This is a genomic window from Streptomyces sp. SYSU D01066-1, assembly GCF_054956795.1.
This window is the reverse complement of sequence record NZ_JBUDHV010000001.1, coordinates 201,090-226,982: the sequence shown is the minus strand read 5'-3', so window position 1 is coordinate 226,982 and position 25,893 is coordinate 201,090. Positions and strand designations below refer to the sequence as shown.

Annotated in this window: 31 protein-coding genes and 2 pseudogenes; 11 read left to right on the top strand and 22 right to left on the bottom strand. The window is 69.5% G+C overall.

The genetic code is table 11. The features are described 5' to 3' along the window. Window position 1 precedes the first annotated feature (1 nt). From rplE to rpsJ, 14 genes are all read right to left on the bottom strand, one after another. Window positions 2-559, bottom strand: a complete 558-nt coding sequence (gene rplE / locus ACY1JF_RS01125) for a 50S ribosomal protein L5 (protein WP_053753925.1) — start codon at window positions 557-559, stop codon at window positions 2-4. After that, a complete protein-coding gene (gene rplX / locus ACY1JF_RS01120) occupies window positions 559-882 on the bottom strand; it encodes a 50S ribosomal protein L24 (protein ID WP_010036713.1) in 324 nt (107 codons plus the stop codon). Before rplX ends, rplE begins: the two co-directional genes overlap by 1 nt. Window positions 883-884: 2 nt before the next feature. Continuing rightward, on the bottom strand, window positions 885-1,253 hold the full coding sequence (gene rplN, locus ACY1JF_RS01115) for a 50S ribosomal protein L14 (protein WP_003974257.1): 369 nt from the start codon (window positions 1,251-1,253) through the stop codon (window positions 885-887). A 131-nt stretch (window positions 1,254-1,384) separates the two neighbouring features. Continuing rightward, window positions 1,385-1,672 (bottom strand): 30S ribosomal protein S17, encoded by a 288-nt coding sequence (rpsQ, locus tag ACY1JF_RS01110; protein ID WP_189417909.1) that lies wholly within the window; start codon window positions 1,670-1,672, stop codon window positions 1,385-1,387. Beyond that, complete coding sequence (gene rpmC, locus ACY1JF_RS01105) at window positions 1,672-1,896, bottom strand: 50S ribosomal protein L29 (protein WP_010036720.1); 225 nt, start codon at window positions 1,894-1,896, stop codon at window positions 1,672-1,674. The genes rpsQ and rpmC overlap by 1 nt, the downstream gene beginning before the upstream one ends. After that, window positions 1,896-2,315 carry a 50S ribosomal protein L16 gene (gene rplP / locus ACY1JF_RS01100; RefSeq protein WP_255954215.1) on the bottom strand — a complete coding sequence of 140 codons (420 nt, stop codon included), beginning with the start codon at window positions 2,313-2,315 and terminating at the stop codon, window positions 1,896-1,898. Before rplP ends, rpmC begins: the two co-directional genes overlap by 1 nt. Before the next feature lie 6 nt (window positions 2,316-2,321). Beyond that, entirely contained in the window at window positions 2,322-3,158 is an 837-nt protein-coding gene (gene rpsC, locus ACY1JF_RS01095; RefSeq protein ID WP_215167409.1) for a 30S ribosomal protein S3, read from the bottom strand. Further along, the gene (rplV, locus tag ACY1JF_RS01090; protein ID WP_019329637.1) at window positions 3,158-3,505 is read right to left on the bottom strand and encodes a 50S ribosomal protein L22; all 348 of its coding nucleotides are present in this window, start codon (window positions 3,503-3,505) and stop codon (window positions 3,158-3,160) included. Before rplV ends, rpsC begins: the two co-directional genes overlap by 1 nt. Window positions 3,506-3,548: 43 nt before the next feature. Continuing rightward, entirely contained in the window at window positions 3,549-3,830 is a 282-nt protein-coding gene (rpsS, locus tag ACY1JF_RS01085; protein WP_403533367.1) for a 30S ribosomal protein S19, read from the bottom strand. 12 nt (window positions 3,831-3,842) lie between these two features. Further along, window positions 3,843-4,679, bottom strand: a complete 837-nt coding sequence (rplB, locus tag ACY1JF_RS01080) for a 50S ribosomal protein L2 (RefSeq protein ID WP_030601203.1) — start codon at window positions 4,677-4,679, stop codon at window positions 3,843-3,845. A gap of 41 nt (window positions 4,680-4,720) precedes the next feature. Continuing rightward, the gene (gene rplW, locus ACY1JF_RS01075; protein ID WP_215167408.1) at window positions 4,721-5,140 is read right to left on the bottom strand and encodes a 50S ribosomal protein L23; all 420 of its coding nucleotides are present in this window, start codon (window positions 5,138-5,140) and stop codon (window positions 4,721-4,723) included. Then, window positions 5,140-5,793, bottom strand: a complete 654-nt coding sequence (gene rplD, locus ACY1JF_RS01070) for a 50S ribosomal protein L4 (protein WP_462703033.1) — start codon at window positions 5,791-5,793, stop codon at window positions 5,140-5,142. Before rplD ends, rplW begins: the two co-directional genes overlap by 1 nt. 8 nt (window positions 5,794-5,801) lie before the next feature. After that, a complete protein-coding gene (gene rplC, locus ACY1JF_RS01065) occupies window positions 5,802-6,446 on the bottom strand; it encodes a 50S ribosomal protein L3 (protein ID WP_462703032.1) in 645 nt (214 codons plus the stop codon). 16 nt (window positions 6,447-6,462) lie between these two features. Beyond that, window positions 6,463-6,771, bottom strand: coding sequence for a 30S ribosomal protein S10 (gene rpsJ / locus ACY1JF_RS01060; RefSeq protein ID WP_003948644.1), 309 nt, complete (start codon window positions 6,769-6,771; stop codon window positions 6,463-6,465). Window positions 6,772-7,334: 563 nt separating this feature from the next. On the opposite strand from rpsJ, the gene ACY1JF_RS01055 reads away from it, so the two are divergent. Next, window positions 7,335-8,594 carry a family 16 glycosylhydrolase gene (locus tag ACY1JF_RS01055; RefSeq protein WP_462703031.1) on the top strand — a complete coding sequence of 420 codons (1,260 nt, stop codon included), beginning with the start codon at window positions 7,335-7,337 and terminating at the stop codon, window positions 8,592-8,594. A gap of 28 nt (window positions 8,595-8,622) precedes the next feature. On the opposite strand, the gene ACY1JF_RS01050 is transcribed toward ACY1JF_RS01055, so the two are convergent. Continuing rightward, entirely contained in the window at window positions 8,623-9,813 is a 1,191-nt protein-coding gene (locus ACY1JF_RS01050) for an acyltransferase family protein (RefSeq protein WP_462703030.1), read from the bottom strand. Window positions 9,814-10,037: 224 nt separating this feature from the next. On the opposite strand from ACY1JF_RS01050, the gene ACY1JF_RS01045 reads away from it, so the two are divergent. Beyond that, the gene (locus ACY1JF_RS01045; protein WP_462703029.1) at window positions 10,038-12,047 is read left to right on the top strand and encodes a leucine-rich repeat domain-containing protein; all 2,010 of its coding nucleotides are present in this window, start codon (window positions 10,038-10,040) and stop codon (window positions 12,045-12,047) included. On the opposite strand, the gene ACY1JF_RS01040 is transcribed toward ACY1JF_RS01045, so the two are convergent. After that, the gene (locus ACY1JF_RS01040) at window positions 12,028-13,278 is read right to left on the bottom strand and encodes an MFS transporter (RefSeq protein WP_462703028.1); all 1,251 of its coding nucleotides are present in this window, start codon (window positions 13,276-13,278) and stop codon (window positions 12,028-12,030) included. The two genes, ACY1JF_RS01045 and ACY1JF_RS01040, sit on opposite strands and share 20 nt — an antisense overlap. Before the next feature lie 91 nt (window positions 13,279-13,369). Between ACY1JF_RS01040 and ACY1JF_RS01035 the strand changes: the two genes are divergently transcribed. Further along, the gene (locus ACY1JF_RS01035; protein WP_462703027.1) at window positions 13,370-14,296 is read left to right on the top strand and encodes a LysR family transcriptional regulator; all 927 of its coding nucleotides are present in this window, start codon (window positions 13,370-13,372) and stop codon (window positions 14,294-14,296) included. On the opposite strand, the gene ACY1JF_RS01030 is transcribed toward ACY1JF_RS01035, so the two are convergent. Both ACY1JF_RS01030 and ACY1JF_RS01025 read right to left on the bottom strand, forming a co-directional pair. After that, a complete protein-coding gene (locus ACY1JF_RS01030; RefSeq protein WP_462703026.1) occupies window positions 14,293-14,496 on the bottom strand; it encodes a DUF397 domain-containing protein in 204 nt (67 codons plus the stop codon). The genes ACY1JF_RS01035 and ACY1JF_RS01030 overlap by 4 nt on opposite strands. After that, window positions 14,493-15,368, bottom strand: a complete 876-nt coding sequence (locus tag ACY1JF_RS01025) for a helix-turn-helix domain-containing protein (RefSeq protein ID WP_462703025.1) — start codon at window positions 15,366-15,368, stop codon at window positions 14,493-14,495. The genes ACY1JF_RS01030 and ACY1JF_RS01025 overlap by 4 nt, the downstream gene beginning before the upstream one ends. A gap of 161 nt (window positions 15,369-15,529) precedes the next feature. On the opposite strand from ACY1JF_RS01025, the gene ACY1JF_RS01020 reads away from it, so the two are divergent. From ACY1JF_RS01020 to ACY1JF_RS01000, 5 genes and pseudogenes are all read left to right on the top strand, one after another. Further along, the gene (locus tag ACY1JF_RS01020) at window positions 15,530-16,000 is read left to right on the top strand and encodes an ATP-binding protein (protein ID WP_462703024.1); all 471 of its coding nucleotides are present in this window, start codon (window positions 15,530-15,532) and stop codon (window positions 15,998-16,000) included. A 349-nt stretch (window positions 16,001-16,349) separates the two neighbouring features. Continuing rightward, window positions 16,350-16,629: pseudogene (locus ACY1JF_RS01015) on the top strand (helix-turn-helix domain-containing protein); the annotation flags it as partial. 22 nt (window positions 16,630-16,651) lie between these two features. Beyond that, complete coding sequence (locus ACY1JF_RS01010; RefSeq protein ID WP_462703023.1) at window positions 16,652-16,999, top strand: hypothetical protein; 348 nt, start codon at window positions 16,652-16,654, stop codon at window positions 16,997-16,999. Between the two features lie 109 nt (window positions 17,000-17,108). Beyond that, window positions 17,109-17,933, top strand: a complete 825-nt coding sequence (locus tag ACY1JF_RS01005; RefSeq protein ID WP_462703022.1) for a hypothetical protein — start codon at window positions 17,109-17,111, stop codon at window positions 17,931-17,933. After that, window positions 17,920-18,384, top strand: a complete 465-nt coding sequence (locus ACY1JF_RS01000) for a type II toxin-antitoxin system VapC family toxin (protein WP_462703021.1) — start codon at window positions 17,920-17,922, stop codon at window positions 18,382-18,384. Before ACY1JF_RS01005 ends, ACY1JF_RS01000 begins: the two co-directional genes overlap by 14 nt. 13 nt (window positions 18,385-18,397) lie before the next feature. Here ACY1JF_RS01000 and ACY1JF_RS00995 read toward each other — a convergent pair whose 3' ends face one another. Further along, window positions 18,398-18,583 carry a hypothetical protein gene (locus ACY1JF_RS00995; protein ID WP_462703020.1) on the bottom strand — a complete coding sequence of 62 codons (186 nt, stop codon included), beginning with the start codon at window positions 18,581-18,583 and terminating at the stop codon, window positions 18,398-18,400. Window positions 18,584-19,000: 417 nt separating this feature from the next. Between ACY1JF_RS00995 and ACY1JF_RS00990 the strand changes: the two are divergent. Further along, a pseudogene (locus ACY1JF_RS00990) lies at window positions 19,001-19,817 on the top strand (helix-turn-helix domain-containing protein). Between the two features lie 16 nt (window positions 19,818-19,833). After that, window positions 19,834-20,760 (top strand): hypothetical protein, encoded by a 927-nt coding sequence (locus ACY1JF_RS00985; RefSeq protein WP_462703019.1) that lies wholly within the window; start codon window positions 19,834-19,836, stop codon window positions 20,758-20,760. A 58-nt stretch (window positions 20,761-20,818) separates the two neighbouring features. Here the strand turns inward: ACY1JF_RS00985 and ACY1JF_RS00980 are convergent, their stop codons facing one another. Next, entirely contained in the window at window positions 20,819-21,940 is a 1,122-nt protein-coding gene (locus ACY1JF_RS00980; protein ID WP_462703018.1) for a hypothetical protein, read from the bottom strand. A 132-nt stretch (window positions 21,941-22,072) separates the two neighbouring features. On the opposite strand from ACY1JF_RS00980, the gene ACY1JF_RS00975 reads away from it, so the two are divergent. After that, window positions 22,073-22,243, top strand: coding sequence for a hypothetical protein (locus ACY1JF_RS00975; protein ID WP_462703017.1), 171 nt, complete (start codon window positions 22,073-22,075; stop codon window positions 22,241-22,243). 119 nt (window positions 22,244-22,362) lie between these two features. Here the strand turns inward: ACY1JF_RS00975 and tuf are convergent, their stop codons facing one another. Both tuf and fusA read right to left on the bottom strand, forming a co-directional pair. Continuing rightward, a complete protein-coding gene (gene tuf, locus ACY1JF_RS00970; RefSeq protein WP_462703016.1) occupies window positions 22,363-23,556 on the bottom strand; it encodes an elongation factor Tu in 1,194 nt (397 codons plus the stop codon). Between the two features lie 191 nt (window positions 23,557-23,747). After that, entirely contained in the window at window positions 23,748-25,874 is a 2,127-nt protein-coding gene (gene fusA / locus ACY1JF_RS00965; protein ID WP_462703015.1) for an elongation factor G, read from the bottom strand. Window positions 25,875-25,893 lie beyond the last annotated feature (19 nt).

The window sequence follows — 25,893 nt, the reverse complement described above, 5'->3', positions numbered from 1 at the left end:
CTCACGCCTCCTTGAAGGGGAAGCCGAGGTGACGAAGGAGCGCGCGGCCCTCAGCGTCGTTGGTCGCCGTGGTGACCACGGTGATGTCCATACCCCGGACGCGGTCGATCTTGTCCTGGTCGATCTCGTGGAACATGACCTGCTCCGTGAGACCGAAGGTGTAGTTGCCACGGCCGTCGAACTGCTTGGGGGACAGGCCGCGGAAGTCGCGGATGCGCGGGAGCGCCAGCGACAGGGTGCGGTCCAGGAACTCCCACATGCGGTCGCCACGGAGCGTGACGTGGGCACCGATCGGCTGACCCTCGCGCAGCTTGAACTGCGCGATGGACTTGCGGGCCTTGGTGATGGCCGGCTTCTGACCGGTGATGGTGGTCAGGTCACGGACGGCACCGTCCATGAGCTTCGAGTCGCGGGCGGCGTCGCCCACACCCATGTTGACCACGATCTTGACGAGGCCGGGGATCTGCATGACGTTCTCGTACTTGAACTCGTCACGCAGCTTGCCCGCGATCTCCTCGCGGTACTTCGTCTTCAGACGCGGAGTGGTGGTGGTAGCCATCAGATGTCCTCACCCGTCCGCTTGGCAACGCGGATCTTGTTGCCTTCGTCGTCGAAGCGGTAACCGACGCGGGTCACGACCTTCTTGCCGTCCTTCTCCACGACCAGCTGGACGTTGGAGACGTGGATCGGCGCCTCGGTGGTGACGATGCCGCCGGCCTGCGAACCGCGAGCGGTCGGCCCGGCCTTGGTGTGCTTCTTGACCCGGTTGACACCCTCGACCAGGACGCGGTCCTCGCGGGGGAAGGCCGCGATGACCTTGCCCTGCTTGCCCTTGTCCTTACCGGTGATGACCTGGACCAGGTCGCCCTTCTTGATCTTCATGCTCACAGCACCTCCGGCGCGAGGGAGATGATCTTCATGAACTTCTTCTCGCGCAGCTCACGGCCGACGGGGCCGAAGATACGGGTGCCGCGAGGGTCGCCGTCGTTCTTCAGAATGACGGCGGCGTTCTCGTCGAAGCGGATGTACGAGCCGTCCGGACGGCGGCGCTCCTTGACGGTGCGAACGATGACCGCCTTGACGACGTCACCCTTCTTCACGTTGCCACCGGGGATCGCGTCCTTGACGGTGGCGACGATGACGTCACCGATACCCGCGTAGCGGCGACCGGAGCCACCGAGCACACGGATGGTGAGGATTTCCTTCGCACCCGTGTTGTCGGCGACACGCAGTCGCGACTCCTGCTGGATCACGTCTATCTCCTGAATGTCTGCCGGTTCCCCGGGGGCCGCTCATGCGAGCGGTCCCCCGGAGCCTGGCGGAACTGTCCTGCGAGGGATGCCCCGCAGGAACGTACTGTTTGGAATTCCCTTGCGGGAATTACCTACTTGGCCTTCTCGAGGATCTCGACGACGCGCCAGCGCTTCGTGGCGGACAGCGGCCGGGTCTCCATGAGGAGGACGCGGTCGCCGACACCCGCGGCGTTCTGCTCGTCGTGCGCCTTGAGCTTGTTGGTACGGCGGATGACCTTGCCGTACAGCGCGTGCTTGACGCGGTCCTCGACGGCGACGACGACGGTCTTGTCCATCTTGTCGCTGACGACGTAGCCCTCACGGGTCTTACGGAAGCCGCGCGCCTCGGTGTTGTTCTCAGTCACGTTGCTCTCGCTCATCAGGCGCTCTCCACCGTCTCGATGCCCAGCTCGCGCTCACGCATCAGGGTGTAGATCCGCGCGATGTCCTTACGGACGGCCTTGAGCCGGCCGTGGTTCTCGAGCTGACCCGTCGCCGCCTGGAAGCGGAGGTTGAACAGCTCTTCCTTGGCCTCGCGGAGCTTGTTGAGCAGCTCCTCGTTGCCCAGCTCGCGCAGCTCGGACGCCTTGGTACCGGCCGACATCACGCTTCACCTGCCTCGCGCTTGACGATCTTGCACTTCATCGGCAGCTTGTGAGCCGCACGGGTCAGGGCCTCGCGCGCGATCTTCTCGTTGGGGTACGACAGCTCGAACATGACGCGTCCGGGCTTGACGTTGGCGATCCACCACTCCGGAGAACCCTTACCGGAACCCATGCGGGTCTCGGCGGGCTTCTTGGTGAGGGGGCGGTCCGGGTAGATGTTGATCCAGACCTTGCCGCCACGCTTGATGTGGCGGGTCATGGCGATACGGGCGGCCTCGATCTGGCGGTTCGTCACGTACGCCGGGGTCAGCGCCTGGATGCCGTACTCGCCGAACGCAACCTGCGTGCCACCCTTCGCCATACCACTGCGCTTGGGGTGGTGCTGCTTGCGGTGCTTGACCCTACGGGGGATCAGCATGACTGGTCAGGCCTCCGTTCCGGTGCTCTCAGCCGGAGCGGCAGCGGCGGGCGCGTCAGCCTTGGGGGCTTCGGCGGCCGGGGCCGACTGCTGCTGCGGCTTGCGACCGCGACCGCCACGCTCGCCACCGCGGCCACCACGGGCCGGGCGGTCGTTGCCACCACGGGCCGGGCGGTTGCCGGCGCGGGCAGCGGCGTTCTCGGCGCGGACCTCGGCGATGTTCTTGACGTCGCCCTTGTAGATCCAGACCTTCACGCCGATGCGGCCGAAGGTCGTCTTGGCCTCGAAGAAGCCGTAGTCCACGTTCGCGCGGAGCGTGTGCAGGGGCACGCGGCCCTCGCGGTAGAACTCCGAGCGGGACATCTCGGCGCCGCCGAGGCGGCCACCGCACTGGATCTTGATGCCCTTGGCGCCCGCCTTCATCGCCGACTGCATGCTCTTGCGCATGGCGCGGCGGAAGGAGACGCGGGAGGAGAGCTGCTCGGCGACGGCCTGGGCCACCAGCTGAGCGTCCGTCTCCGGGTTCTTGACCTCGAGGATGTTCAGCTGGACCTGCTTGCCGGTCAGCTTCTCCAGGTCACCGCGGATGCGGTCGGCCTCGGCGCCGCGGCGGCCGATGACGATGCCGGGACGCGCGGTGTGGATGTCCACGCGGACGCGGTCACGGGTGCGCTCGATCTCCACCTTGGAGATGCCGGCGCGCTCCATGCCGGACGTCATCATCCGACGGATGGCGACGTCTTCCTTGACGTAGTCCTTGTACAGCTTGTCGGCGTACCAACGCGACTTGAAGTCGGTCGTGACACCGAGCCGGAACCCGTGCGGGTTTACCTTCTGGCCCATTACCGGGTTCCTTCCTTGCTGCTGACGACCACGGTGATGTGGCTGGTCCGCTTGCGGATCCGGTAGGCGCGGCCCTGGGCGCGCGGCCGGAACCGCTTCAGGGTCGGGCCCTCGTCGACGTACGCCTCGGAGATGTAGAGGCTGTCGGCGTCGGTGTGGTCGTAGTTGTGCGCGGCGTTGGCGATGGCGCTGTCCAGCACCTTGCCGACCGGCACGCTCGCGGCCTGCGGGGCGAAACGCAGGACCGCCTGGGCCTCCGTGGCGTCCATGCCACGGATGAGGTCCACCACGCGGCGGGCCTTCATGGGCGTGACGCGGATGTACCGCGCCTGGGCCCTGGCTTCCATGGTTGTCCCTTCGGTGTTAGTCATGAGTCGAATCCACCCCGCTTTAGCGGCGCTTCGACTTCCGGTCGTCCTTGACGTGACCCCGGAAGGTGCGCGTCGGCGAGAACTCGCCGAGCTTGTGGCCGACCATCGACTCGGTGACGAACACCGGGATGTGGGTCTTGCCGTTGTGCACCGCGATCGTGTGGCCCAGCATGCTGGGGACGATCATCGAGCGACGGGACCAGGTCTTGATGACGTTCTTGGTGCCGGCTTCGTTCTGGGCGTCCACCTTCTTGATGAGGTGGTCGTCGACGAAGGGCCCCTTCTTCAAGCTACGCGGCATCTCAACCCGTCCTTAGCGCTTCTTGTTCGTCTTGCGGCGGCGGACGATGTACTTGTTCGACGCCTTCTTGGGCGAACGAGTACGGCCTTCCTTCTTGCCCCACGGGGACACGGGGTGGCGGCCACCGGAGGTCCGGCCCTCACCACCACCGTGCGGGTGGTCCACCGGGTTCATGACCACACCGCGGACGGTCGGGCGGACGCCCAGCCACCGCTTGCGGCCGGCCTTGCCCCAGTTGATGTTCGACTGCTCGGCGTTGCCGACCTCGCCGACGGTGGCGCGGCAGCGGACGTCGACCAGGCGGATCTCACCGGACGGCATGCGCAGGTGGGCGTAGGCGCCCTCCTTGGCGAGCAGCTGCACGGAGGCGCCGGCGGAGCGGGCGAACTTCGCGCCGCCGCCGGGGCGGAGCTCGATCGCGTGGATCGTGGTACCGACCGGGATGTTGCGCAGGGCCAGGTTGTTGCCCGGCTTGATGTCGGCCCCGGGGCCGTTCTCCACGGTGTCGCCCTGCTGCAGGTTGCGCGGGGCGAGGATGTAGCGCTTCTCGCCGTCGGCGTAGTGCAGCAGCGCGATGCGCGCGGTGCGGTTGGGGTCGTACTCGATGTGCGCGACCTTCGCCGGCACGCCGTCCTTGTCGTGCCGACGGAAGTCGATCACGCGGTAGGCGCGCTTGTGTCCGCCACCCTGGTGGCGAACGGTCACACGACCGGCGTTGTTACGGCCGCCCTTGCTGTGCAGCGGGCGAACCAGCGACTTCTCCGGCGTGGACCGCGTGACCTCGACGAAGTCGGCGACGCTGGCGCCACGACGGCCAGGAGTCGTCGGCTTGTACTTGCGGATTCCCATTTCTCAGTCCTCGTCCGATATCGGACGATCCGGACCCCCTGTTAGGAGGTCGGACCGCCGAAGATGTCGATACGGTCGCCCTCGGCGAGGGTCACGATGGCGCGCTTGGTCGCGGCGCGCTGGCCGAAACCGGTGCGGGTGCGCTTGCGCTTGCCCTGGCGGTTGATCGTGTTGACCCCGGTGACCTTGACCGAGAAGACCGCCTGCACGGCCTGCTTGATCTGGGTCTTGTTGGCGCCCGGCGCGACGATGAAGGTGTACTTGCCCTCGTCGAGCAGCGCGTAGCTCTTCTCCGACACGACCGGCTTCAGCAGGACGTCACGGGGGTCCGTGAACGCCTTGCTCGCCGGGGTGACGACGGTGTTCTTGCCCTCGGCCTCGTGGCGACGCGCCTTGGCGACGCGCGCGGCCTTGGCGGCCTTGGCCGCCTTCGAGGCGATGCTCGGGTGACGCGTAGCCATCAGGCGTCACTCCCTTCGGTGTCATTGGCCTTCGGGCCGGACACGAAGGACTCGAACGCGGCCTGGGTGAAGACCACGTCGTCCGAGACGAGAACGTCGTACGTGTTCAGCTGGCCCGGCTCCAGGATGTGGATCTGGGGCAGGTTGCGGGCGGAGAGCCACGCGGCCTCGTCCGAGCGCTCGGCGACGAGCAGCAGGTTCTTGCGCTCGCTGATCTTGCCGAACAGCGTCTTGGCGGCCTTGGTGGAGATCTCGCCCTCGACCACGCCGGAGACGACGTGGATGCGGTTGTGACGCGCCCGGTCGGTGAGGGCGTGGCGCAGGGCGGCAGCCTTCATCTTCTTCGGGGTGCGCTGCGAGTAGTCGCGCGGCACGGGACCGTGCACGACGCCACCACCGGCGAACTGCGGCGCGCGGGTCGAACCCTGACGGGCTCGGCCGGTGCCCTTCTGGCGGTACGGCTTCTTGCCGCCGCCGCGGACCTCGCCACGCGTCTTGGTCTTGTGGGTGCCCTGGCGGGCGGCGGCCAGCTGCGCGACGACGACCTGGTGGATCAGCGGAACGCTGACCTTCTCGACGTCGAAGATCTCCGCGGGGAGCTCGACGGTACCGGCCTTGTCGCCCGCCGGCGAAAGGATGTCAACAGTGCTCATCGGTTACCTCAGGCCCCCTTGGCCGCGGTGCGGACCAGGACGAGGCCGCCGTTCGGACCGGGAACCGCGCCCTTGATGAGCAGCAGACCCTTCTCCGCGTCAACGGCGTGGACGGTCAGGTTCTGGGTGGTGACCCGCTCGTTGCCCATGCGACCCGCCATACGGAGGCCCTTGAACACGCGGCCCGGGGTGGCGCAGCCACCGATGGAGCCGGGCGAGCGGTGCTTGCGCTGGGTGCCGTGACCGGCGCCGAGGCCCTTGAAGTTGTGACGCTTCATGACACCGGCGAAGCCCTTGCCCTTGCTCTTGCCGGTCACGTCGACCTTGACACCGGCCTCGAAGACCTCGGCGGTGACTTCCTGGCCGAGCGTGTACTCGGAGGCGTCGGCCGTGCGGATCTCGACGAGGTGGCGGCGGGGCGTGACGTCGGCCTTGGCGAAGTGGCCCTTGAGGGGCTTGTTCACCTTGCGCGGGTCGATCTCGCCGAAGGCGATCTGGACCGACTCGTAGCCGTCGGTGTCGTTCGTGCGGACCTGGGTGACGACGTTGGGGCCGGCCTTGACGACGGTGACCGGAACAACACGGTTGTTCTCGTCCCACACCTGCGTCATGCCGAGCTTCTCGCCCAGGATGCCCTTGATCTGCTTGGTCATCTTCAGATCACCGGCCTCAGAGCTTGATCTCGATGTCGACACCGGCCGGGAGGTCGAGTCGCATCAGAGAGTCAACGGTCTTGGGGGTCGGGTCGAGGATGTCGATCAGGCGCTTGTGCGTGCGCATCTCGAAGTGCTCGCGCGAGTCCTTGTACTTGTGCGGCGACTTGATGACGCAGTACACGTTCTTCTCAGTGGGCAGCGGCACCGGGCCCGCGACCGACGCACCAGTGCGAGTCACCGTCTCGACGATCTTCTTCGCCGAAGAGTCGATGACCTCGTGGTCGTAGGCCTTGAGCCGGATGCGGATCTTCTGTCCCGCCATGGCTACTCCGTAGTCCTGTCTCTCTTCACGCTCTGGCATCCGGCACTCCTCCGACCCACGCGGTCGGGCGTGTCGCACTCTCGCTGACACAGATGCCCTACCTCGAACATCCCTGCGATGGGGAGTGCGGGCCCTTCCGGAACCGCGGACCGGGGGTGAAAACCCACCGGGCACCTGGCCGGAACCCCGCATACGCTTCCCGGAAGATTCCCGTACGTCCGCCTCTACACCTCTCGATGTAATGCGTGGGGCGACGAGTACTGTGGGACTCGCTTCCGGTCCTCCCGGCGGGAGGCGCGCAGCATCGGCACTCGACCGAGCAACCCCGCTAGTCTGCCATACGGGGCGCCGAGGACGCCAATCGAGCCGACGACAGTACCCCGTACGTGACCCAGCTCAAACCACCGGCCGTCCCGACCCGCCGCCGGCGCGCGCCTTAACCGTTCCCTAAAGCCCGCTTAAGCGCTCCGGGCCCAGCCTTGTTACCTCGGGTAAAGCCAGGTCGTTCCCCCTAGTCTCCCGGCACGGCATCGCTCTCCCCCACAGAACGAGGTGTGCTCACCATGGCTGCTCATCGCGCCCGCGGCTGGTCCCTGGGCGGACTGGTCCTGCTGGTGACCGGCGCGCTCGCCGCCGCCCTGCTCCTGACCACGTCGGGGCCCGGCGCGGACCGGGCCGACGCGGCCCAGGCCGCGGTCACCTGGTCCGACGAGTTCGACGGCGCCGCCGGCAGCCGCCCGGACCCCGGCAAGTGGACGCTGGAGACCGGCGGCACGGGCAACGGCAACAACGAACTGCAGTACTACACGGACAGCACGTCCAACGCGGCCCTCGACGGCGGCGGCAACCTGGTCATCACGGCCCGCAAGAACACCGACACCGGCCTCCGGTGCTGGTACGGCACCTGCCAGTACACCTCGGCCCGGCTGAACACCGCCAAGACCTTCACGCAGGAGTACGGCCGCTTCGAGGCCCGCGTCAAGGTGCCGCGCGGCCAGGGCGTGTGGCCCGCGTTCTGGATGCTCGGCGACGACCTGGGCAGCGCCGGCTGGCCGAACAGCGGCGAGATCGACATCATGGAGAACGTCGGCTACGAGCCCGGCACGGTCCACGGCACCGTGCACGGCCCCGGCTACTCCGGCAGCGGCGGCATCGGCGCGGCGTACACGCTGCCCGACGGCAAGGCGTTCGCCGACGGCTTCCACACCTTCGCGGTCGACTGGAGCCCCGAGGCGATCACCTGGTCGGTGGACGGGCAGACGTACAAGACGCTGACGCCCTCCGGGGTGAACGGCAACAAGTGGGTCTTCGACCACCCGTTCTTCCTGATCCTCAACTTCGCGGTCGGCGGCGACTGGCCCGGCAGCCCCGACTCCGCCACCGCCTTCCCGCAGACGATGACGGTCGACTACGTCCGGGTCTCCGCCTCCGGCTCCGGCGCCACCGGCGGGGCGATCAGGGGCATCGGCGGCATGTGCGTCGACGTGGCCGGGGCGTCCAGCGCCGACGGCACGCCCGTCCAGCTCCACGACTGCAACGGCGTCGCCGCGCAGCAGTGGACGCTGCCCGGCGACGGCACGGTCCGGGCGTTGGGCAAGTGCCTCGACGTGAGCGGCGGTTCGACCGCGGACGGCGCGGTGGTGCAGCTGTGGACCTGCAACGGCACCAAGGCCCAGCAGTGGACGTACACCGCGGCCAAGGACCTGACCAACACCGGCGCCGACAAGTGCCTGGACGCCAAGGACAACTCCTCGGCCGACGGCACCCGCCTGCAGATCTGGACCTGCGGCGGCACCGCCAACCAGAAGTGGACCATCGGCTGAGCCCCGGCCGGCGCCCGCCCGCGGCGGCTCAGCCCCGGCGGGCGTCGGCCGCCCACATCCGGGTGAAGGACCGGTCCAGTCCCTTCTTGAGCGCGCGGGCCACCGGGCGCTCCACCAGCAGGTGGACCAGGTAGCCCAGTACGCAGAACCCGGCGATCAGCGCCACCACCAGCAGCCGGGGGTCCGTCGTATCCCGCAGCCGGCTGATCAGCGCCGTCCCCGCCGCGTAGTGCGTCAGGTACAGCGGATACGTCATCGCACCCGCCGTCACCAGCCACTTCCACTGGACGCGGTCGGTGTGGCCGAGGGCGATGGCGGCCATGAGCAGCAGGAAGACGGTGTAGATCAGGAACGCGCCGCGCCAGCCGGAGACGTGCTCGATCTCGTCGATGCGTTTGCCCAGCTCCAGCTGGCCCATCAGCCAGGCCAGGCCGAGGATGCCCCACAGCAGCAGGTCGGGCCCGAAGCGGTGCATCAGGTACAGGGCGAGTCCGGCGATGAAGAACCAGGCGCCGTCCGGGTTGGCGGCCAGCTCCAGCAGCGGCAGGTCGGAGACCGGCGCCAGCATCGCCACGGCGCCCCACACGCAGCAGAAGGCGACGACCCTGCGGTACGTCAGCCCCATGGCGACGACGATCAGGAACAGCAGGTAGAAGCGCAGCTCGGACCAGAGCGTCCAGTAGACGCCGTCGACGTTGGGCACGGCCGAGCCGGACTGGAGCATGGTGAGGTTGAGCAGGATCTCGCGCGGCTCGAGGCGCTCCCACACGCCCGGTAAGGCGACCAGGACGGCCGTGGTGAACAGCACCGCGAACCAGTACGCCGGGTAGAGCCGGATCACCCGGGAGACGAAGAACTGGCGGGGCGTGCGCCCCCAGCTCGACATGCAGATCACGAAACCGCTGATCACGAAGAAGATCTCGACGCCGATCCAGCCGTAGGCGGCGACGTGATGCACGGTGGGCATGATGTCGCCGACGGGCCGGCCCCAGATGACGTTGCCCGGCCGGTCGGTCCGCTCGGTGCCGGCGAAGTGGTGCAGGGCCACCATCAGGGCGGCGACGAGCCGGATGCCGTCGATCACGTACAGCCGGCGCCCCGCGCCCCGTCCCCCTGGCGTGCCCGCCCCGCGCGTCCCGCCCGCCTCGCGCGTCCCGTGGCGTGCCGGGGAGCGCTGGGCGGGGACGGTCACGGTGAGCGGGGGCAACGGATGTCTCATCGTTCCAGAGAAGAACAATGTTCACAGCGGGCGGTAGGGGTTTGGAACAGCTGTCGCCAAGCCAACGCACGGAGTTGGCGGGGAGTTCACCTGGGGGGCCGCTCCGGCCTTTCGCCTGGGAGCCGCTCCCGCCGTCCGCCTGGGAGCCGGAGCGGCCGTCCGCCTGGGAGCCGCTCCGGCCGTTCCCGGTGCGCCGTGTCACACCTGCCGCCTAGGGTTCGCGCATGCCTTCGAACGACGGTCCCCGTGATGCCACCGGTTCCCGACTCGCGTACTGGAGCGGGCGGTTGGAGACGGCCACCCGCGCCCAGGCCCGCTCCGCCTTACGGGAGTTGACGCGGATCTCCGACGACGGGGCGGCGCTGGAGCTGGCCGCGCGCTTCGCGCCGGTCGCCGAGCTGTCCTCGGACTCGCTGCTGCAGCTGTGGTGGGGGTCCGCCGCCGACGAGGACGGCTTCGCCGCCGCCGTGCTGGCACCGGCGTTCCGCCGGGAGGGCCGTACCGCGCTGCGGCTGACCCGCATGGTCACGCTGACCGGGCTGCGCCACCTGACCATGCTGCGCGAGCTGGAGCTGGAGAGCAGCAAGGACGTCACCGACCTCACGGAGATCGGCGCGCTCACCGGCCTGACCTCCCTGGGGCTGTACGGCTGCTCCGGGGTCGAGGACATCTCCCCGCTCGCCGCCCTCACCGGCCTGACCGGCCTCGACCTGCGCGGCTGTGCCAAGGTCGAGGACCTTACCCCGCTGAGCGCCCTCACCGAGCTGACCCGGCTCGACCTGCACCGCTGCCGCGCCGTCGCCGACACGGCGCCCCTGCTGCCCCTCGGCCGCCTGCGCGACCTGGACCTGAGCATGACGCGGGTGACGTCGGTCGCCGGTTTCGGCGCGGCCTTCCCGCTGCTGGAGCGGCTGAACCTGCGCGGCTGCCGGTCCTTCAAGACCCCCGCCGAGCTGTCCGGACTGACCCGGCTCACCCGCCTCGACCTGGGCTGGACCGGCGTCCGCGACCTGACCGGCCTGACCGGCGTCCCCAGCCTCACCGCCCTCGACCTGGCGAGCTGCAAGCGCCTGCGCGACCTGACCGGCATCGCCGCGGCCCCGGACCTGTCCGAGCTGGTCGTCGAGGACTGCCCCCGCTTCCAGAGCTTCCGCGGGCTCGGCCACCACCCCCGGCTGACGACGCTCAGGGTCAAGGGCTGCCCGGCCCTGCGCGACCTGACCGGCGTCGCCGCGCTGACCGGCCTGACGGACCTGCGCGTCGAGGGGGGCGAGGGACTCGTCTCCGTCGCGGGCGTCGGCCCGCTGCCCTCCCTGGAACGGCTCGTCCTCCTCGACTGCCCCGCGCTGGAGGACTTCTCCGGCCTCGCCCTCCTCCCCGGCCTGCGCCGCCTCCACCTGACCGGAACCGGTGCGCTGCGCGACCTCTCCCCGTTCGCCGCGCTCACCGGCCTGCGGACGCTCAGCCTCGGCACCTGCCACGGGCTGACCGACATGTCCGGCCTCGGCGTCCACCCCGAGCTGACCCGGTGCTCCGTCGACCAGGCCCACGGGCTGCGCACCCTGGCCGATTTCGACGGTCTGCCGGCCCTGCGCGAACTGGACCTGTCCGGCGTCCCCTCCCTCACCGGCCTCGGGCGCCTGGACCGGCTGCCCTCGCTCACTCGCGTACGCGTCTCGGGCTGCCCGGCGCTCACGGACCTGGACGCGCTGGCCGGCGCCCCGGTCACCCGGGTCGACCTGACGGGCTGCCGGTCACTCACCGACGTCAGCGGGCTGTCCGGCACCCCGCTCACCGAGCTGAGACTGCTGGGCGCCCCGAACCTGCCCGCCCTGCGCGGCCTGGAGAACTGCCCCGGCCTGCGGAAACTGGAGATCGGGCGGACCGAGGCCCTGACGGAGCTGCCCGAAGCCGGCTCCCTCACCGAGCTCTCCCTGTCCCATCTGCCGTGGCCGGACCTGTCCCCGCTGACCCCTCTCACCTCGCTGCGGAAGCTGGAGCTGGGGACCATGGAGAAGCTGACGGACATCAGCGCCCTGGCCGCGCTGCCCGCCCTCGCCGAAGTCGACTTCATCGATCTGCCCCTCCTCACGGACACCGGTCCCCTGCTCGACGTGGAGTCGTTGCGCCGCGTCAAGAGGTCGCGCCAGATGCGCGTACAGGCGCTGTCGGACAAGCCCGACCCCGTCCTGGCCGAGCTGGAGACCCGCGAGGTCACCGTCGACTGGCACTGACCTCACGGCCGTCCCCGCCCCCGCCCCCGCCGTCCGGCACCGGACGGCGGGGCAGCAGCAGCGGGGTCGCCAGCAGGAGTACACCGGCCAGACCGACGGCCGTACGCGGCCCGAGCAGGTCGCCCAGTACGCCCCACAGGGCCGTGAGCAGCGCGGTCGAGCCCCTGGTCGTGACCGTCCAGGCGGTCAGCGTGCGGGTGACCCGGTCGGCCGGGGTCCGCCGGAGGCGGTAGGTGGCGTGGACGGGGTTGAAGACCCCGCAGCACAGGATCAGCCCGAACTCGACGCCGACCACCACCAGCAGCCCGCCCGCCCCCGGCCCGACGAAGGCCAGCCCGACCGGCCAGGCCGCGCGCAGCGCCCCCGCCCCCACCAGCACCCGGTACGGCCCGAACCGCCGGGCGAGCGGCCGGGCGAGCCGCGCCCCGAGCAGCCCGCCGACCGAGGGCGCGGCGAAGGCGAGCCCGTACTCCCACGGCGCGAACCCGAGCGGCCCGAGCATCAGCACGGCCAACAGCGGCGCGGTGGCCATCACCAGCCCGTTGAACAGCGCGGTGTTGAGGAACAGCGCCCGCAGCGCCGCGTCCGCGACGATGAACCGCCACCCGTCGAACAGCTCCCCGGCCCGTGTCCGGGCGCCCGCCTCCCGCCGCTCGGGCACGGCCTCCCGCCGACCCCCGCCCCTGCCCCCGCCCATCGCCCGGATGCCGAGCGCCGACAGCAGATAGCTGACCGCGTCGGCCACCACGGTCGCCACCGGCCCGAGCACCCCGGTCACCGCGCCCCCCAGCGGTGGCCCGACGATCGTGGCCGACCAGGACACGGCCTCCAGCCGCGCGTGGGCGACGAGCAGCTCCTCCCCGTCCAGCACCGCCTTCAGATACGCCCCGGAGGCGGCCCGGAACCCAATGTCGGCCGCCGCGACGACGACGGACACCACCAGCAGTTGTACGAGGGTCAGCGCGCCGAGCCCGTACGCGACGGGCACGGTGAGCAGCGCCGCGCCCCGCGCCACATCCGTCCCGATCAGCACCGGCCGCTTGCGCCGGAACTCCACCCACGGCCCGAGCGGCACCGCCACGACGGCGCCGACGGCGGTTCCCACGGCGGAGAGCGCGGCGACCTCGGCCGGTCCGGCGTGCAGCACCCGCACGGCGATCAGCGGAAAGGCCCCGAAGGCGAGCCACGTCCCGAGCGCACTGGTGCCGTACGCCGCCCAGAGCCATGTCATGCGGACATCAGAACGAGCGGGAGGCGGCAGTATCAAACAACCAGAGCGCCCCTGGTCCACAACTCCCCGTTGTAGCCCTATGGTGTCCGGCATGGACCTCGCCACCGTCCGGACCTTCGTCGCCGTCGCCGACGCGGGACAGTTCCAGGAGGCCGCCGCCGAGCTGGGCCTCACCCAGCAGGCGGTCTCCAAACGCGTCGCCGCGCTGGAGCGGAGCCTCGACGTCCGGTTGTTCACCCGCACGCCGCGCGGCGCCGACCTGACCATCGACGGACGGGCCTTCCTCCCCCACGCCCGCGAGCTGCTGCGCGTGGCCGAGCGCGCGGAGGCGTCCGTCCGCGCCGGCCGCCGCCCGCTGCGCGTCGACGTCCTCGCCTCACGCAGCGCGCAGTCCCGCCTGATGCGCGGCTTCCACGAGGCGCACCCCGAGATCGACCTGGACGTGCTGACGGTCTTCGGCATCGACACGGCCGTCGGCGCGATCCGCTCCGGCGCGCTCGACGCGACGTTCCGCGCGGTGGCGGCGCCGGGGCGGCCGTTGCCCGACGACATCGCGTACGCCCGGGTGCTCGACGAGCCGCTCCACCTCCTCACCGGCCCCGGCCACGCCCTGGCCGACGCCCGCTCGGTGCGCCTCGCCGACCTCGCCGGCCACCGGATCTGGATGCCGGGCGTCGTCCCGGGCACGGAGTGGGCGGCGTACTACGCCGACCTGGTCGCCGAGTTCGGCCTGACCATCGAGGCGACCGGCCCCAACTTCGGCAGCGACGCACTGCTCGACACCATCGCCGACACCCCGTCCCTGGCCACGTTCATGGGCGCCCGCACCCGCCTGATCTGGCCGACGTCCCACGACTTGCGCCTCGTCCCGGTGACCGACCCGACGCCCGTGTATCCGCACTCACTGCTGTGGCACCGGGACAATGCCCACCCGGGGCTGGGGGTGCTGCGGGGGCACCTCGCGACCGGCGGCGAGGCGGAGGGGGTGTGGACGCCGGGTTGGGTGCTGCCGCGCTAACGGACGTAGGTCAGGAAGTCCGCCCACACGCCCGACGTGAGCGCGAGACGCGGCCCTTCACTGCTCTTCGAGTCACGGACGTGAACGGTGTCGGGAGCTATCGCGATCTCGACACAGGACTCGCCATTCGTGCCGCCGCTGTAACTGCTCTTGAACCATGCCAGCTCGGAGGCGTCCCCGGCGGATTCGTTGCGCATCATGTGTCTCCTAGCAGGTCCTTGATGAAGGCCAGCGACTCCCGCGGTGAGAGAGCCTGCGCCCGGATGGTTCCATACTGCAGCTCCAGGATGCGGAGATGCTTCGGGTCCGAAACGGGCCGCCCGTTGAAGAGGCCGTCGGACCGCCCCACTGCCGTCCCGTCCGGGAACTTCAGCAACTCGATCCTGCCGTCCAGACCAGGATGGGCATCGGAGTTCGTCGGCATGACCTGAAGCGTGACGTTGTTCAACCGCCCTGCCTCCAGCAGGCGTTCGAGTTGCCGACGCCACGCCATTGTGCCCCCGATCTGCCGACGCAGCGGCGCCTCCTCCTGCACGAAGTGCATCGAAGGAGCCGGGTCTCGGTCGAAGACTTCCTGGCGCGCCAAGCGCGCGGCCACCATCCGTTCCACGTCATCCGGCGAGTACGGCGGCTGCGCGGCCTCGATCAGGGTCCTGGCATGCTCCGGCGTCTGCAACAACCCCGGAATGATGTTGCACTCGTACAGCCCGATCTCGACCGCCTTCCCCTCCGCCTTCCCCATCTCCCGGACCTTCTTCGGATACCGGACCCTCTTCACGTCCTCCCAGGTAGCCGAGATGAGCCCACCCGCATCCAGCACCGCGTCCGACCGGTCCAGGTACGTCTTCTTCGGAATCCGCTTCCCGCCCTCGACCTTGTAGACGAGGTCCTCCCCGTACCCGATCGCCGCCCCGAACTCCGCGGCCCGCATCCCCGCCGCCTCGCGCCGCAGCTTCAGTTGCCGCCCCACCGTCGCGATGACCGCGACTCCCCACTCGTCGTCCGGATCGACCTCCCAGCCCGGCTCGTCCCCCTCGTCCTTGAGCCGGCCCGTCTCCGCCTCGACCGCCATTCCGCGCCCTCCCGTCGTGCCCGTACCGCAGCGTCGCCCAGCGCCCTACCCGCCCGCCCGGCCCTGACAGTCCCGGACACCCAGGACAAACGCCGGACAGTCACGACACATAACCGCTGAGTCACTGCCCACGGTAAGCAGGGGACGCCACGCTGAGTGACGTGAACCAGAAAACCCCCGAACTCACGACCCCCACCCGCAACTTCCGCGTACTGCTCTCCTCCACGCCACGCGGCGCCCGTCTCGCCCGTCTGCTCGCCACCGAGCAACTCCGTTCCTGGGGCCTGCCCCTGGACCCGGCCCGTCACCTCGTGGCCGAGCTGTCCGCCAACGCCGCCACCCACGGCCGCGTCCCGGGCCGGGACTTCCACCTCGCCCTCCGCGTCGTCGGCGGCACCCTCCGCATCGAGGTCACCGACACCCGAAGCGAGCGGCTGCCCGCCCTTCAGGCACCCGACGACGACGCCGAAAACGGCCGTGGCCTGCTCTTGGTGGAGGCGTTGGCCGACCGCTGGGGCGTAGCGGAGGGCCGCTTCCCACGCAAGACGGTGTGGGCGGAACTGAACGTCGGTTCACCGGAACCCGGTTTCCCGCGCTCCGGTGCTCCGGGCCCCTACTCCAAGGAAATCTGAGGGTAAAGAACCCCACCAAGTCCCGCCTTTCCACCCACGGCGGCGACTCACTCGCCCGGGTGAACATCACCGGCCGGGCTGGCTTTCGACTCCCCCAACTGCCCTACGCTCAGCCGCAACGCAAACGAATCGGCCCCCGCCGGGACTGCCATCCCACCGCGAGGGCCTGACCACCCAGGAAGAAGAGACCTTCCCGATGGATACCCAGAACCTTAGCGCGCCCCCCTGCGCCCCGTCCGATGTTGCCGACGGCCACCCCCCGTCCGGGGTGATCCACGACAACGTCCGCCACACCACCCGCTTCACGGTGATCGGCAACCACCTCGCCCAGCACAGCGAACTCTCCGGCCTGGCCATCGGCGTCGCCGCCTGGCTGGAACGGGACGTCTCCCCCACCGCCGTACACCACGCCCTGACCACGGACCTCCCCCCGGAAGACCTCCGCCGCCCGGCCGCCCTCCTGGCCCACCGCCTCACGGACCGACTCCCACCCGCACCCCCGTTCCGCCCCCTCCCGGCGGAAACCCCGCCCCCCACCGCTCCGCATGCGCAACTGCGACGGCTGCGACCGCGGCTTCCGCCCGACGGAACCAAACCGCACCCGCTGCCGCGACTGCCGTCCGTCATGACCCGCGCTCCCGGGAGGACGCGATGAGCATGCGGGCCGACCACGGACACGAGCTGGTTCCCCGCCCTGAGCAGACCCCTGACGCCCTGCGCGCGGCCCTCGCCGTCGTGGCCCCCGGCCGGCTGTCGGAAATGCAGCGCACGAAGGACGAGGCGTTCGCCAAGGTCGTGGAGTGGCAGTCCCTCAGCCCGGTGCGGAGCTGGGTCCTGTCCTGGGCCCGGGACATTGAAATCGCCCGTCGTCCCGACCTCGCCGTCCGCCGCAGCCGTGCTACCAGCAACCTGGAGCACGAGGACGCGACCGTCGCCAAGGAGGCGCTCCGCGAGCTGAGCGCGGTCCTCGACGAGGCCATGGAAGCAGTACGCGTTTGAGCCGATAGACGCTCCTCTGAGGGTGACAACTACCGGGAATGCCCCCAGCATGGTGGCGGGCTTCGCATACTGTGACGCCGGAAACCGTGACTCCGGAGGGAGGGACAGTATGAGGATCGAGCTCGCTTTGAAACTGCTCGGCCCGCACGCCGGCATGGACGCGCAGGATTCGCTCCAGGCCCTGACCACCATGCTGACCCTTCTACGTGAGCTGGAGGCCACCGAGACAGCCCGACCAGGCCGGAGCGGCACGCGCTGGACGTTCAACGAACTGCGTCTCGGAAGCGTCGCCTGTGTCCTGGAACCACTGCGGATCGCCGAACACTCGACTTACGAGGTGGTCGAGCGAGTGGCCCGCAGCGCGGTGGGCGGGCTGCACGAGGCGGAGTCCACCGCCCGCATCCCCACCGGCTGGACACTGCGGGCCGCGCACCTCGGGCGCCGGATCGCCCGGTCTCTCGGAGCGTCGCCCGACGTCGGCATGGTGCTGGAGGTCCGGGGGGACGGGGAGCCCCTGCGTACCGCGGAGATCACCCAGCGGACCGCACTGCATCTGGACTCGGCCACGAAGGCGCGTCATCGCACGTTCGGCTCCCGCAGGGGGCGTCTGAGCGGGCTGCAGGAAGACGGCCGACAACTTCGGCCCCGGGCCTTGCTGCGTACCGAGGTCGGAGGCGAGGTGATCCCGGTGTACTTCGGTGACGACCTCGATCCCGAACTACGTCGAGCCTGGCGGCGCGACCGTGTGGAGATCACCGGTGAGATCACCGAGAACGCGCAGGGGCAGAGCGTCTGGATGCGCGCACGGGACATCGAACTCCTGCCGACGCAGCCCCAGCTGTCCGACGACGAGCTGCGGGGAGGGTTCTGGCCCGACATGACCGGCGGTCAGGACGCTGTGGAGTATGTGGAGGCCCTTCGTGGGGACAACTGACCGTCCCGAGTCGGTGTACCTGGACGCCAACTGCTTCGTCGACTGGGCGCAGGGAACCCACTGCGCCCGAGAGGCGGAAAGCATGCTGCGGGCGGGGCGCGGCGGACACGTCCGGCTCTTCACCTCCACGCTCACCCTGGCCGAAGCCCGGGGCACCAGCGCGAGCGAGCACCGGCTACGCATCCGGACGTTGCTCCAGGAGCCATACATCACCCTGGTCGAGGTGACCCGGAGGGTCGGTCTGCTCGCCAACGACATCACCGCCGACCGCCCGAAGATCAAGGGTGCCGACGCGGTTCACCTGGCATGCGCCTGCTTCGCCGGGACCGAGGTGTTCCTGACCCGCAACTTCCGGGACTTCTCCCCCGGGGACGTCTACAAGGGCGTGTTGTTGAGTGAGCCCTTCGAGTTCGGTGGTGAGGGCATCTTCCCCGCGTCCGACATCGGCTGACCGCACGCACCCGTCACCCCTGCCGTACCGCGAACGCGGTCACCGTCCGCATCCGCAGTCCGTTCCCGCGCGGCTCCAGGTCGCTCTCCACCACGACCGCCATACCGTCGCGCCAAGCATGGGTCGCACGGTCCACATGCTCCGGGTCGAGCAGCACCCGTACCCAGGGGTCCCGCGCCATGGCTTCCGATTGACGCATGCCTCATCGGCGGTGCCCTGCGCGTCGAGGTCACGGACACGCGCGGTGGATGACTTCCCAGACTCGGCACACAACACCTGACGCCAAGTCGGCAGACGCTACCGGTCGAGGCGTTGGCCGACCGCCGGGGCATAGCGGATCCGAGCGTTATCGCGTTCCCGCCACCGGAACCCGGTTTCCCGTACTCCGGTGCTTCGGGCGCCTTCCCCAAAGAACCGTGGAGAGAAAGAACCCCGCCAAGCCCCGCCTTTCCACCCACGGCGGCGGCTCACTCGCCCGGGTGAACATCACCGGCCGGGCTGGCTTTCGGCTCCCCCAACTGCCCTACGCTCAGCCGCAACGCAAACGAATCGGCCCCCGCCGGGACTGGCATCCCACCGCGAGGGCCTGACCACCCAGGAAGAAGAGACCTTCCCGATGGATACCCAAAACCCTATCGCGCCCAGCCCTCCCCGCTCCGGCGTACTGCACGAGAAAACCCGCCACACCACCCGCTTCACGGTGATCGGCAACCACCTCGCCCAGCACGCGGAGCTGTCCGGCCTGGCCATCGGCGTCGCCGTCCACCTCCAGTCGCTGCCGGCCGGCACCCCCGCCGACATCAAGTCCGTCGCCCGCCGCCTCCGCGAAGGCACCACCCGCATCGCCGCCGCCATGCGCGAACTGGAGACCCACGGCTACCTCCGCCGCGAACGCACCCGAGGCCCCGACGGCCGGATCATCACCCGCACGATCTCCTGCAACCAGCCGAAGCGCTCCCCTGCCCCAGAGCAGGCGAGGCCACGCCATCGGGAGCTGACGGCCCCGACCAGGAAACGCGCCCTGCCCGCCGTACCGACGCCGTCGTACCCCGCCCCCGCCCTCCTCCAGCAGGCCGTCGACATCCTCGCCGGCCTCCGCCGCCACGACCGCCGTCTGCTGCTGTCCGAGTCGGACACCGACCACCTCGCCCCGGGCGTCGCCGCCTGGCTGGAACGGGACGTCTCCCCCACCGCCGTACGCCACGCCCTGACCACGGACCTCCCCCCGGAAGACCTCCGCCGCCCGGCCGCCCTCCTGGCCCACCGCCTCACGGACCGACTCCCACCCGCACCCCCGTTCCGCCCCCTCCCGGCGGAAACCCCGCCCCCCACCGCTCCGCATGCGCAACTGCGACGGCTGCGACCGCGGCTTCCGCCCGACGGAACCAAACCGCACCCGCTGCCGCGACTGCCGCACACCCACCCACCCGTAACCCCGCAAGGAACTCCATGGTCAGCTCGTCCCACGAGACGATGCACCGCATCTTCCAGGACCACCCGACACTCTTCTCCCGCGTCTCCCAAGCCCTCGGCGTCCCCCTGCCACCACCGGTCTCGGTCAGCGTGCTGCCCAACGACGTGACGGAGACAGAACCCATCGAACGCCGTATCGATACTCTGCTCCGCATCGAGACCCGGCACGACGGACCCTTCCTGCTCGCCATCGAGGCACAGCGGAAGAAGGACCCGGAGAAATCGGCCAGCTGGGGTTACTACCTCGCCTACCTGCGCAGCAAGTACCGTCTGCCGCCCCTCCTGCTCGTGGTCTGCCAGGACCGCGCGACGGCCGAGTGGGCGGCCCGACCCGAACCCATCGGGTTCTGCTCGTGGCCCTCGCTGACCGTCCGGCCCATCGTCGCCGGACCCCACAACATGCCGGTGATCACCGACCCGGACCAGGTCCGTGAAGACCTCGCCCTGGCCGCGCTGGCCGCGATCGTCCACGGCACGAGCTCGGACATCGAGGGCATACTGAAAGCGATGTCGATGGCGCTCAAGGACGAACCCGAAACCGTCGGCATCCCCTTCGTCGAACTCATCTTCCGAGGACTGGGCAAGCTGCCCGCCGCAGAGATCTGGAGCAAACTGGTGGTCGTGGACCTTGATTTCTACCAGTCGGACTTCTTCCAGAAGGCGACCGAGAAAGCGCGCACCGAAGGCCGCGCCGAAGGCCGCGCCGAAGGCCGCGCCGAAGGCCGCGCCGAAGGTGAGACGCGACAGGCGGTCAGGGACGTCCTCGACGTCCTCGCCAAGCGCGGCATCGACGTCCCGCCGGAGGCACGCGAGCGCATCACCCACTGCGGTGATCCCGAGCTGCTGCACACCTGGCTCCTGCGAGCCGTGACCGCGGCCTCCCTCGACGAGGTCATCGACTGACGACTCCGGGAAGCCCGCCCAGCGTGGGAGGCCCCGCACACGACACGAGTCCGGCCCCTCAGGTCCTCGTCACCTTCCCGCAGGTCCTGTCCCGCTCCCCCGTCAACGGCTCGCTCCGGTCGTACGGATCGATCTCGGGCCCCGTCGCCGGCGACCCCGTCGCGGACGCGCCGGAGAAGGACGGGTGGAGGTACCCGTCGTGGACCTCGCACGCGGTGTTGCCGAAGTCGGCGTAGTACGACTTCGGCAGCAGCCGCCCCTCGGTGGCCTCCCACCGCTCCGGGTCGGCCAGCATCATCGTCACGTCCCGGCGGACGATCGTACGGTCGACGGCGTCACCGGCGTCACCGCCCCCGGCGCGCTCGACGGCGTAGACGAAGGTGTAGTCGGCGTGCACCTCGACCGAGCCCGGGTCCCCGGCGGCGAACGTCATCTCCCCGCGGACCTTGACCACGTCACCGAGGACCCGCGCCTCGTCCGGGTCGAAGCGGGTGAAGAGCATCAGCGGGTCGTCCTCCTGACTCGGATCGCTCAGCGACCGCTCCACCCGGTCCATCAGGCCAGGGCTGTGCGGGTCGAGCAGACCTATCGCCTTCTCCGGGCGCCCACCGCCGAGCACCTCCGGGTCGAGGTTGGCCGCGACCAGCAGTTCCTTGGTCAGCCGCAGCGCGGACGCCACGTCCGCCTCGCTCATGCCGCCGACCGCCTCCGCCTTCGGCAGCTCGATCCCCTCCGCGCCGTCGGCCCAGCTCAGCGCGGGCGACCCGCGGAACGGCTCGGCGCGGGTGGGCAGCCCCGGCTTTGCGGACTCCGTCCCCGTCGACCCCGGCTCACCGAAGCGGTCCAGCAGCAGCGAGGGCCGTACGGCCACCACGGCGACGGCGGCGGCCAGCACCACGCCGGCTACGGCCAGGACGCGGCGCCGGCGCGTACGGCGGCCGTCCAGCCCGTCCCACGCGGGGCCGGTGCGCCACCCGGGCGGGCCGGCCGGCCGGCCCTTGTTCCGCCGCCGGGCGGCCTCGTCCTCCTCGCGCAGCCGCCGCGCCACCATCCGCGCCCGCGCCGAGGGCTCCTTGGGCGGCGGTGCGCCCCCGCCCGCGGAGCCCTCGGCGGCTTCCTTCAGGAACGCCTCCAACTCGGCGTCGGACAGGGACGGTTCGTCACCGGACGGGGTACCCACGGCTCACTCACAGACGACAGGCGGGACGGGTGGGGGATCAGTCTGCCTCTCCGCACCGACATCGCCCGCATCTTTGATGAACGTGTGATCGAATCGCTGCGTCACGCGAGCGGCACACGAGGGGTGGGGACCATGGACTACGTGATCGGCCTGCTTTTAATCGTTTTCGGTGCGCCGCTGGTCGGGATCGCCGGTTCGCTGATCGAGGACGCCGGCCCCAGGGGGCTCGGCCGGGTCGTCTCCATCGGCGGGTACCTGACGGTCCTCGGCATCGCCGCCTGGCTGATCACCCGCAGTTTCTGACGCGGCCCGGACACGGCGCGCGGAACACTAGGCGCGGAACATGACACCCGGAACACGGCGAAGGGGCCCGCACGACCGAAGTCGTACGGGCCCCTTCAAGGCTGGAAGCCCAGGTCAGGTCACTTGTTGATCTTGGTGACCTGGCCGGCGCCCACGGTCCGGCCACCCTCGCGGATGGCGAACTTCAGGCCCTCTTCCATGGCGACGGGCTGGATGAGCTCCACCTTCATCTCGGTGTTGTCACCCGGCATGACCATCTCGGTGCCCTCGGGGAGGGTCACGACGCCGGTCACGTCCGTCGTACGGAAGTAGAACTGCGGACGGTAGTTGTTGAAGAACGGCGTGTGGCGGCCACCCTCGTCCTTGGACAGGATGTAGGCCTGCGCCTCGAACTCGGTGTGCGGGGTGACCGAGCCCGGCTTGATGATGACCTGGCCGCGCTCGACGTCCTCGCGCTTGATGCCGCGGAGCAGCAGACCGACGTTCTCACCGGCCTGGCCCTCGTCGAGCAGCTTGCGGAACATCTCGATGCCGGTGACCGTGGTGGTGGTCTTCTCCGGCTTGATGCCGATGATGTCGACGGTCTCGTTGACCTTGAGGACACCACGCTCGATGCGGCCGGTGACGACCGTACCGCGACCGGTGATGGTGAAGACGTCCTCGATCGGCATCAGGAACGGCTTGTCGACGTCGCGCTCGGGCTCCGGGATGGACTCGTCCACGGCCTTCATCAGGTCGAGGACGGACTGGCCCCACTCCTTGTCGCCCTCGAGGGCCTTCAGGGCGGAGACCTTGACGACCGGCAGGTCGTCGCCCGGGAACTCGTACTCGGAGAGGAGCTCACGGACCTCGAGCTCGACGAGCTCCAGGATCTCCTCGTCGTCCACCATGTCGGCCTTGTTCAGGGCGACGACGATGTACGGAACGCCGACCTGGCGGGCCAGGAGCACGTGCTCCTTGGTCTGCGGCATCGGGCCGTCGGTGGCGGCGACCACGAGGATGGCGCCGTCCATCTGCGCCGCACCCGTGATCATGTTCTTGATGTAGTCCGCGTGACCGGGGCAGTCGACGTGGGCGTAGTGACGCGTCTCGGTCTGGTACTCGACGTGCGCGATGGAGATGGTGATACCGCGCTGGCGCTCCTCAGGAGCCTTGTCGATCTGGTCGAAGGCCGAGGCCTCGTTCAGGTCCGGGTACGCGTCGTGCAGCACCTTGGTAATGGCGGCCGTGAGGGTCGTCTTACCGTGGTCGATGTGACCGATGGTGCCGATGTTGACGTGCGGCTTAGTCCGCTCGAACTTCGCCTTCGCCACTGGGGTCCTCCTGTGGAGTGGTTCTGAACGCCTTGCTTCATCGGCGCCAGGTGATCTTTGCTGGATAGCCCGGGCCCGGGGGGCATCCCGCCGGCTGCCCGGCGGACAGCCGGTTCGCGGCGGAATGCCCTGATGCAGGCTCCGGAGTCAAGCCTAAGGCGTGGGAACGTGGTCCGTTAAACGGAGCCTCGTTACTCGCCCTTGGCCTTCGCGATGATCTCCTCGGCGACGTTCCGCGGAACCTCGGCGTAGGAGTCGAACTGCATCGAGTAGCTTGCGCGACCCGACGTCTTGCTGCGGAGGTCGCCGACGTAGCCGAACATCTCCGACAGGGGCACGAGACCCTTGACGACGCGGGCACCGGCCCGCTCCTCCATGGCCTGGATCTGGCCACGGCGGGAGTTGATGTCACCGATGACGTCGCCCATGTAGTCCTCGGGCGTGGTGACCTCGACGGCCATCATCGGCTCGAGCAGCACGGGGCTGGCCTTGCGCGCGGCCTCCTTGAAGGCCTGCGAACCGGCGATCTTGAACGCCAGCTCGGAGGAGTCGACCTCGTGGTAGGCACCGTCGAGCAGCGTCACGCGGACACCGGTCATCTCGTAACCGGCGAGGATGCCGAACTGCATGGCCTCCTGCGCACCGGCGTCCACCGAAGGGATGTACTCCTTCGGCACACGGCCACCGGTGACCTTGTTGACGAACTCGTAGGAGGCGTCGCCGCCCTCGATCGGCTCGATCGCGATGATGACGCGAGCGAACTGGCCGGTACCACCCGTCTGCTTCTTGTGGGTGAACTCGACCTTCTCGACGGCCTTGCGGATCGTCTCACGGTACGCGACCTGCGGCTTGCCGACGTTGGCCTCGACCTTGAACTCGCGCTTCATCCGGTCGACCAGCACCTCGAGGTGAAGCTCGCCCATACCGCCGATGACGGTCTGGCCGGTCTCCTCGTTGGTGTGCACCTGGAAGGAGGGGTCCTCCTCCGCGAGCCGCTGGATGGCGACACCCAGCTTCTCCTGGTCGCCCTTGGACTTGGGCTCGATCGCGACCTCGATGACCGGCGCCGGGAAGTCCATGGACTCCAGGATCACCGGGTTCTTCTCGTCGGACAGCGTCTCACCGGTCGTGGTCTGCTTCAGACCCATGACCGCGACGATGTCGCCGGCGCCCACCGACTCGATCTCCTCACGCTTGTTGGCGTGCATGCGGTAGATCTTGCCGATGCGCTCCTTGCGGCCCTTGACGGAGTTCAGCACGGCGGTGCCGGACTCCAGGCGGCCGGAGTACACGCGGACGAAGGTGAGCTTGCCGAGGTGCGGGTCGCTCATGATCTTGAACGCCAGCGCCGCGAGCGGCTCGTCGTCGGACGGCTTGCGCGCGATGACCTTCTCCGGGTCCTTGACGTCCTGGCCTTCGATGGCCTCGACGTCCAGGGGAGAGGGCAGGTAGCGCACGACCGCGTCGAGCAGGGGCTGGACGCCCTTGTTCTTGAACGCGGTGCCGCAGAACACGGGGGTGACGGTGGTGCCCTCACCCTTGCCGGACGCGATGGTGATACGGCGGATCGCCGCGTAGAGCTGGTCCACGGTGGGCTCGGTGCCCTCCAGGTACAGCTCCATCAGCTCTTCGTCGTTCTCGGCGACGGCTTCCAGCAGCTTGCCGCGGTACTCCTCGGCGGCCTCGGTGTGGGTGTCGGGGATGTCGACAATGTCGTACATCTCACCCTTGGTCGCCTCGGCGGACCAGACGAAGGCCTTCATCGTCACGAGGTCGACGACGCCCTTGAAGTCGGCCTCGGCACCGATCGGCAGCTGCATGACGAGCGGCTGCGCGCCCAGGCGGTCGCTGATCATGTCGACGCAGCGGTGGAACTCCGCACCGGTCCGGTCGAGCTTGTTGACGAAGCAGATGCGCGGCACGCCGTAGCGGTCCGCCTGACGCCACACCGTCTCGGACTGGGGCTCGACACCGGCGACGCCGTCGAACACCGTCACGGCACCGTCGAGCACGCGCAGCGAACGCTCCACCTCGACGGTGAAGTCGACGTGGCCCGGGGTGTCGATGATGTTGATGGTGTGGTCGACGTCGTTCATCGACCAGTGACAGGTGGTGGCAGCAGAGGTGATCGTGATGCCACGCTCCTGCTCCTGCTCCATCCAGTCCATCGTGGCGGCGCCGTCGTGGACCTCACCGATCTTGTACGACACACCGGTGTAGAACAGGATCCGCTCGGTGGTGGTCGTCTTGCCCGCGTCGATGTGGGCCATGATCCCGATGTTGCGGACCTTGGCCAGGTCAAGTGAAGTGGTAGCCATAAGGCTTCAGTCTTCTCTC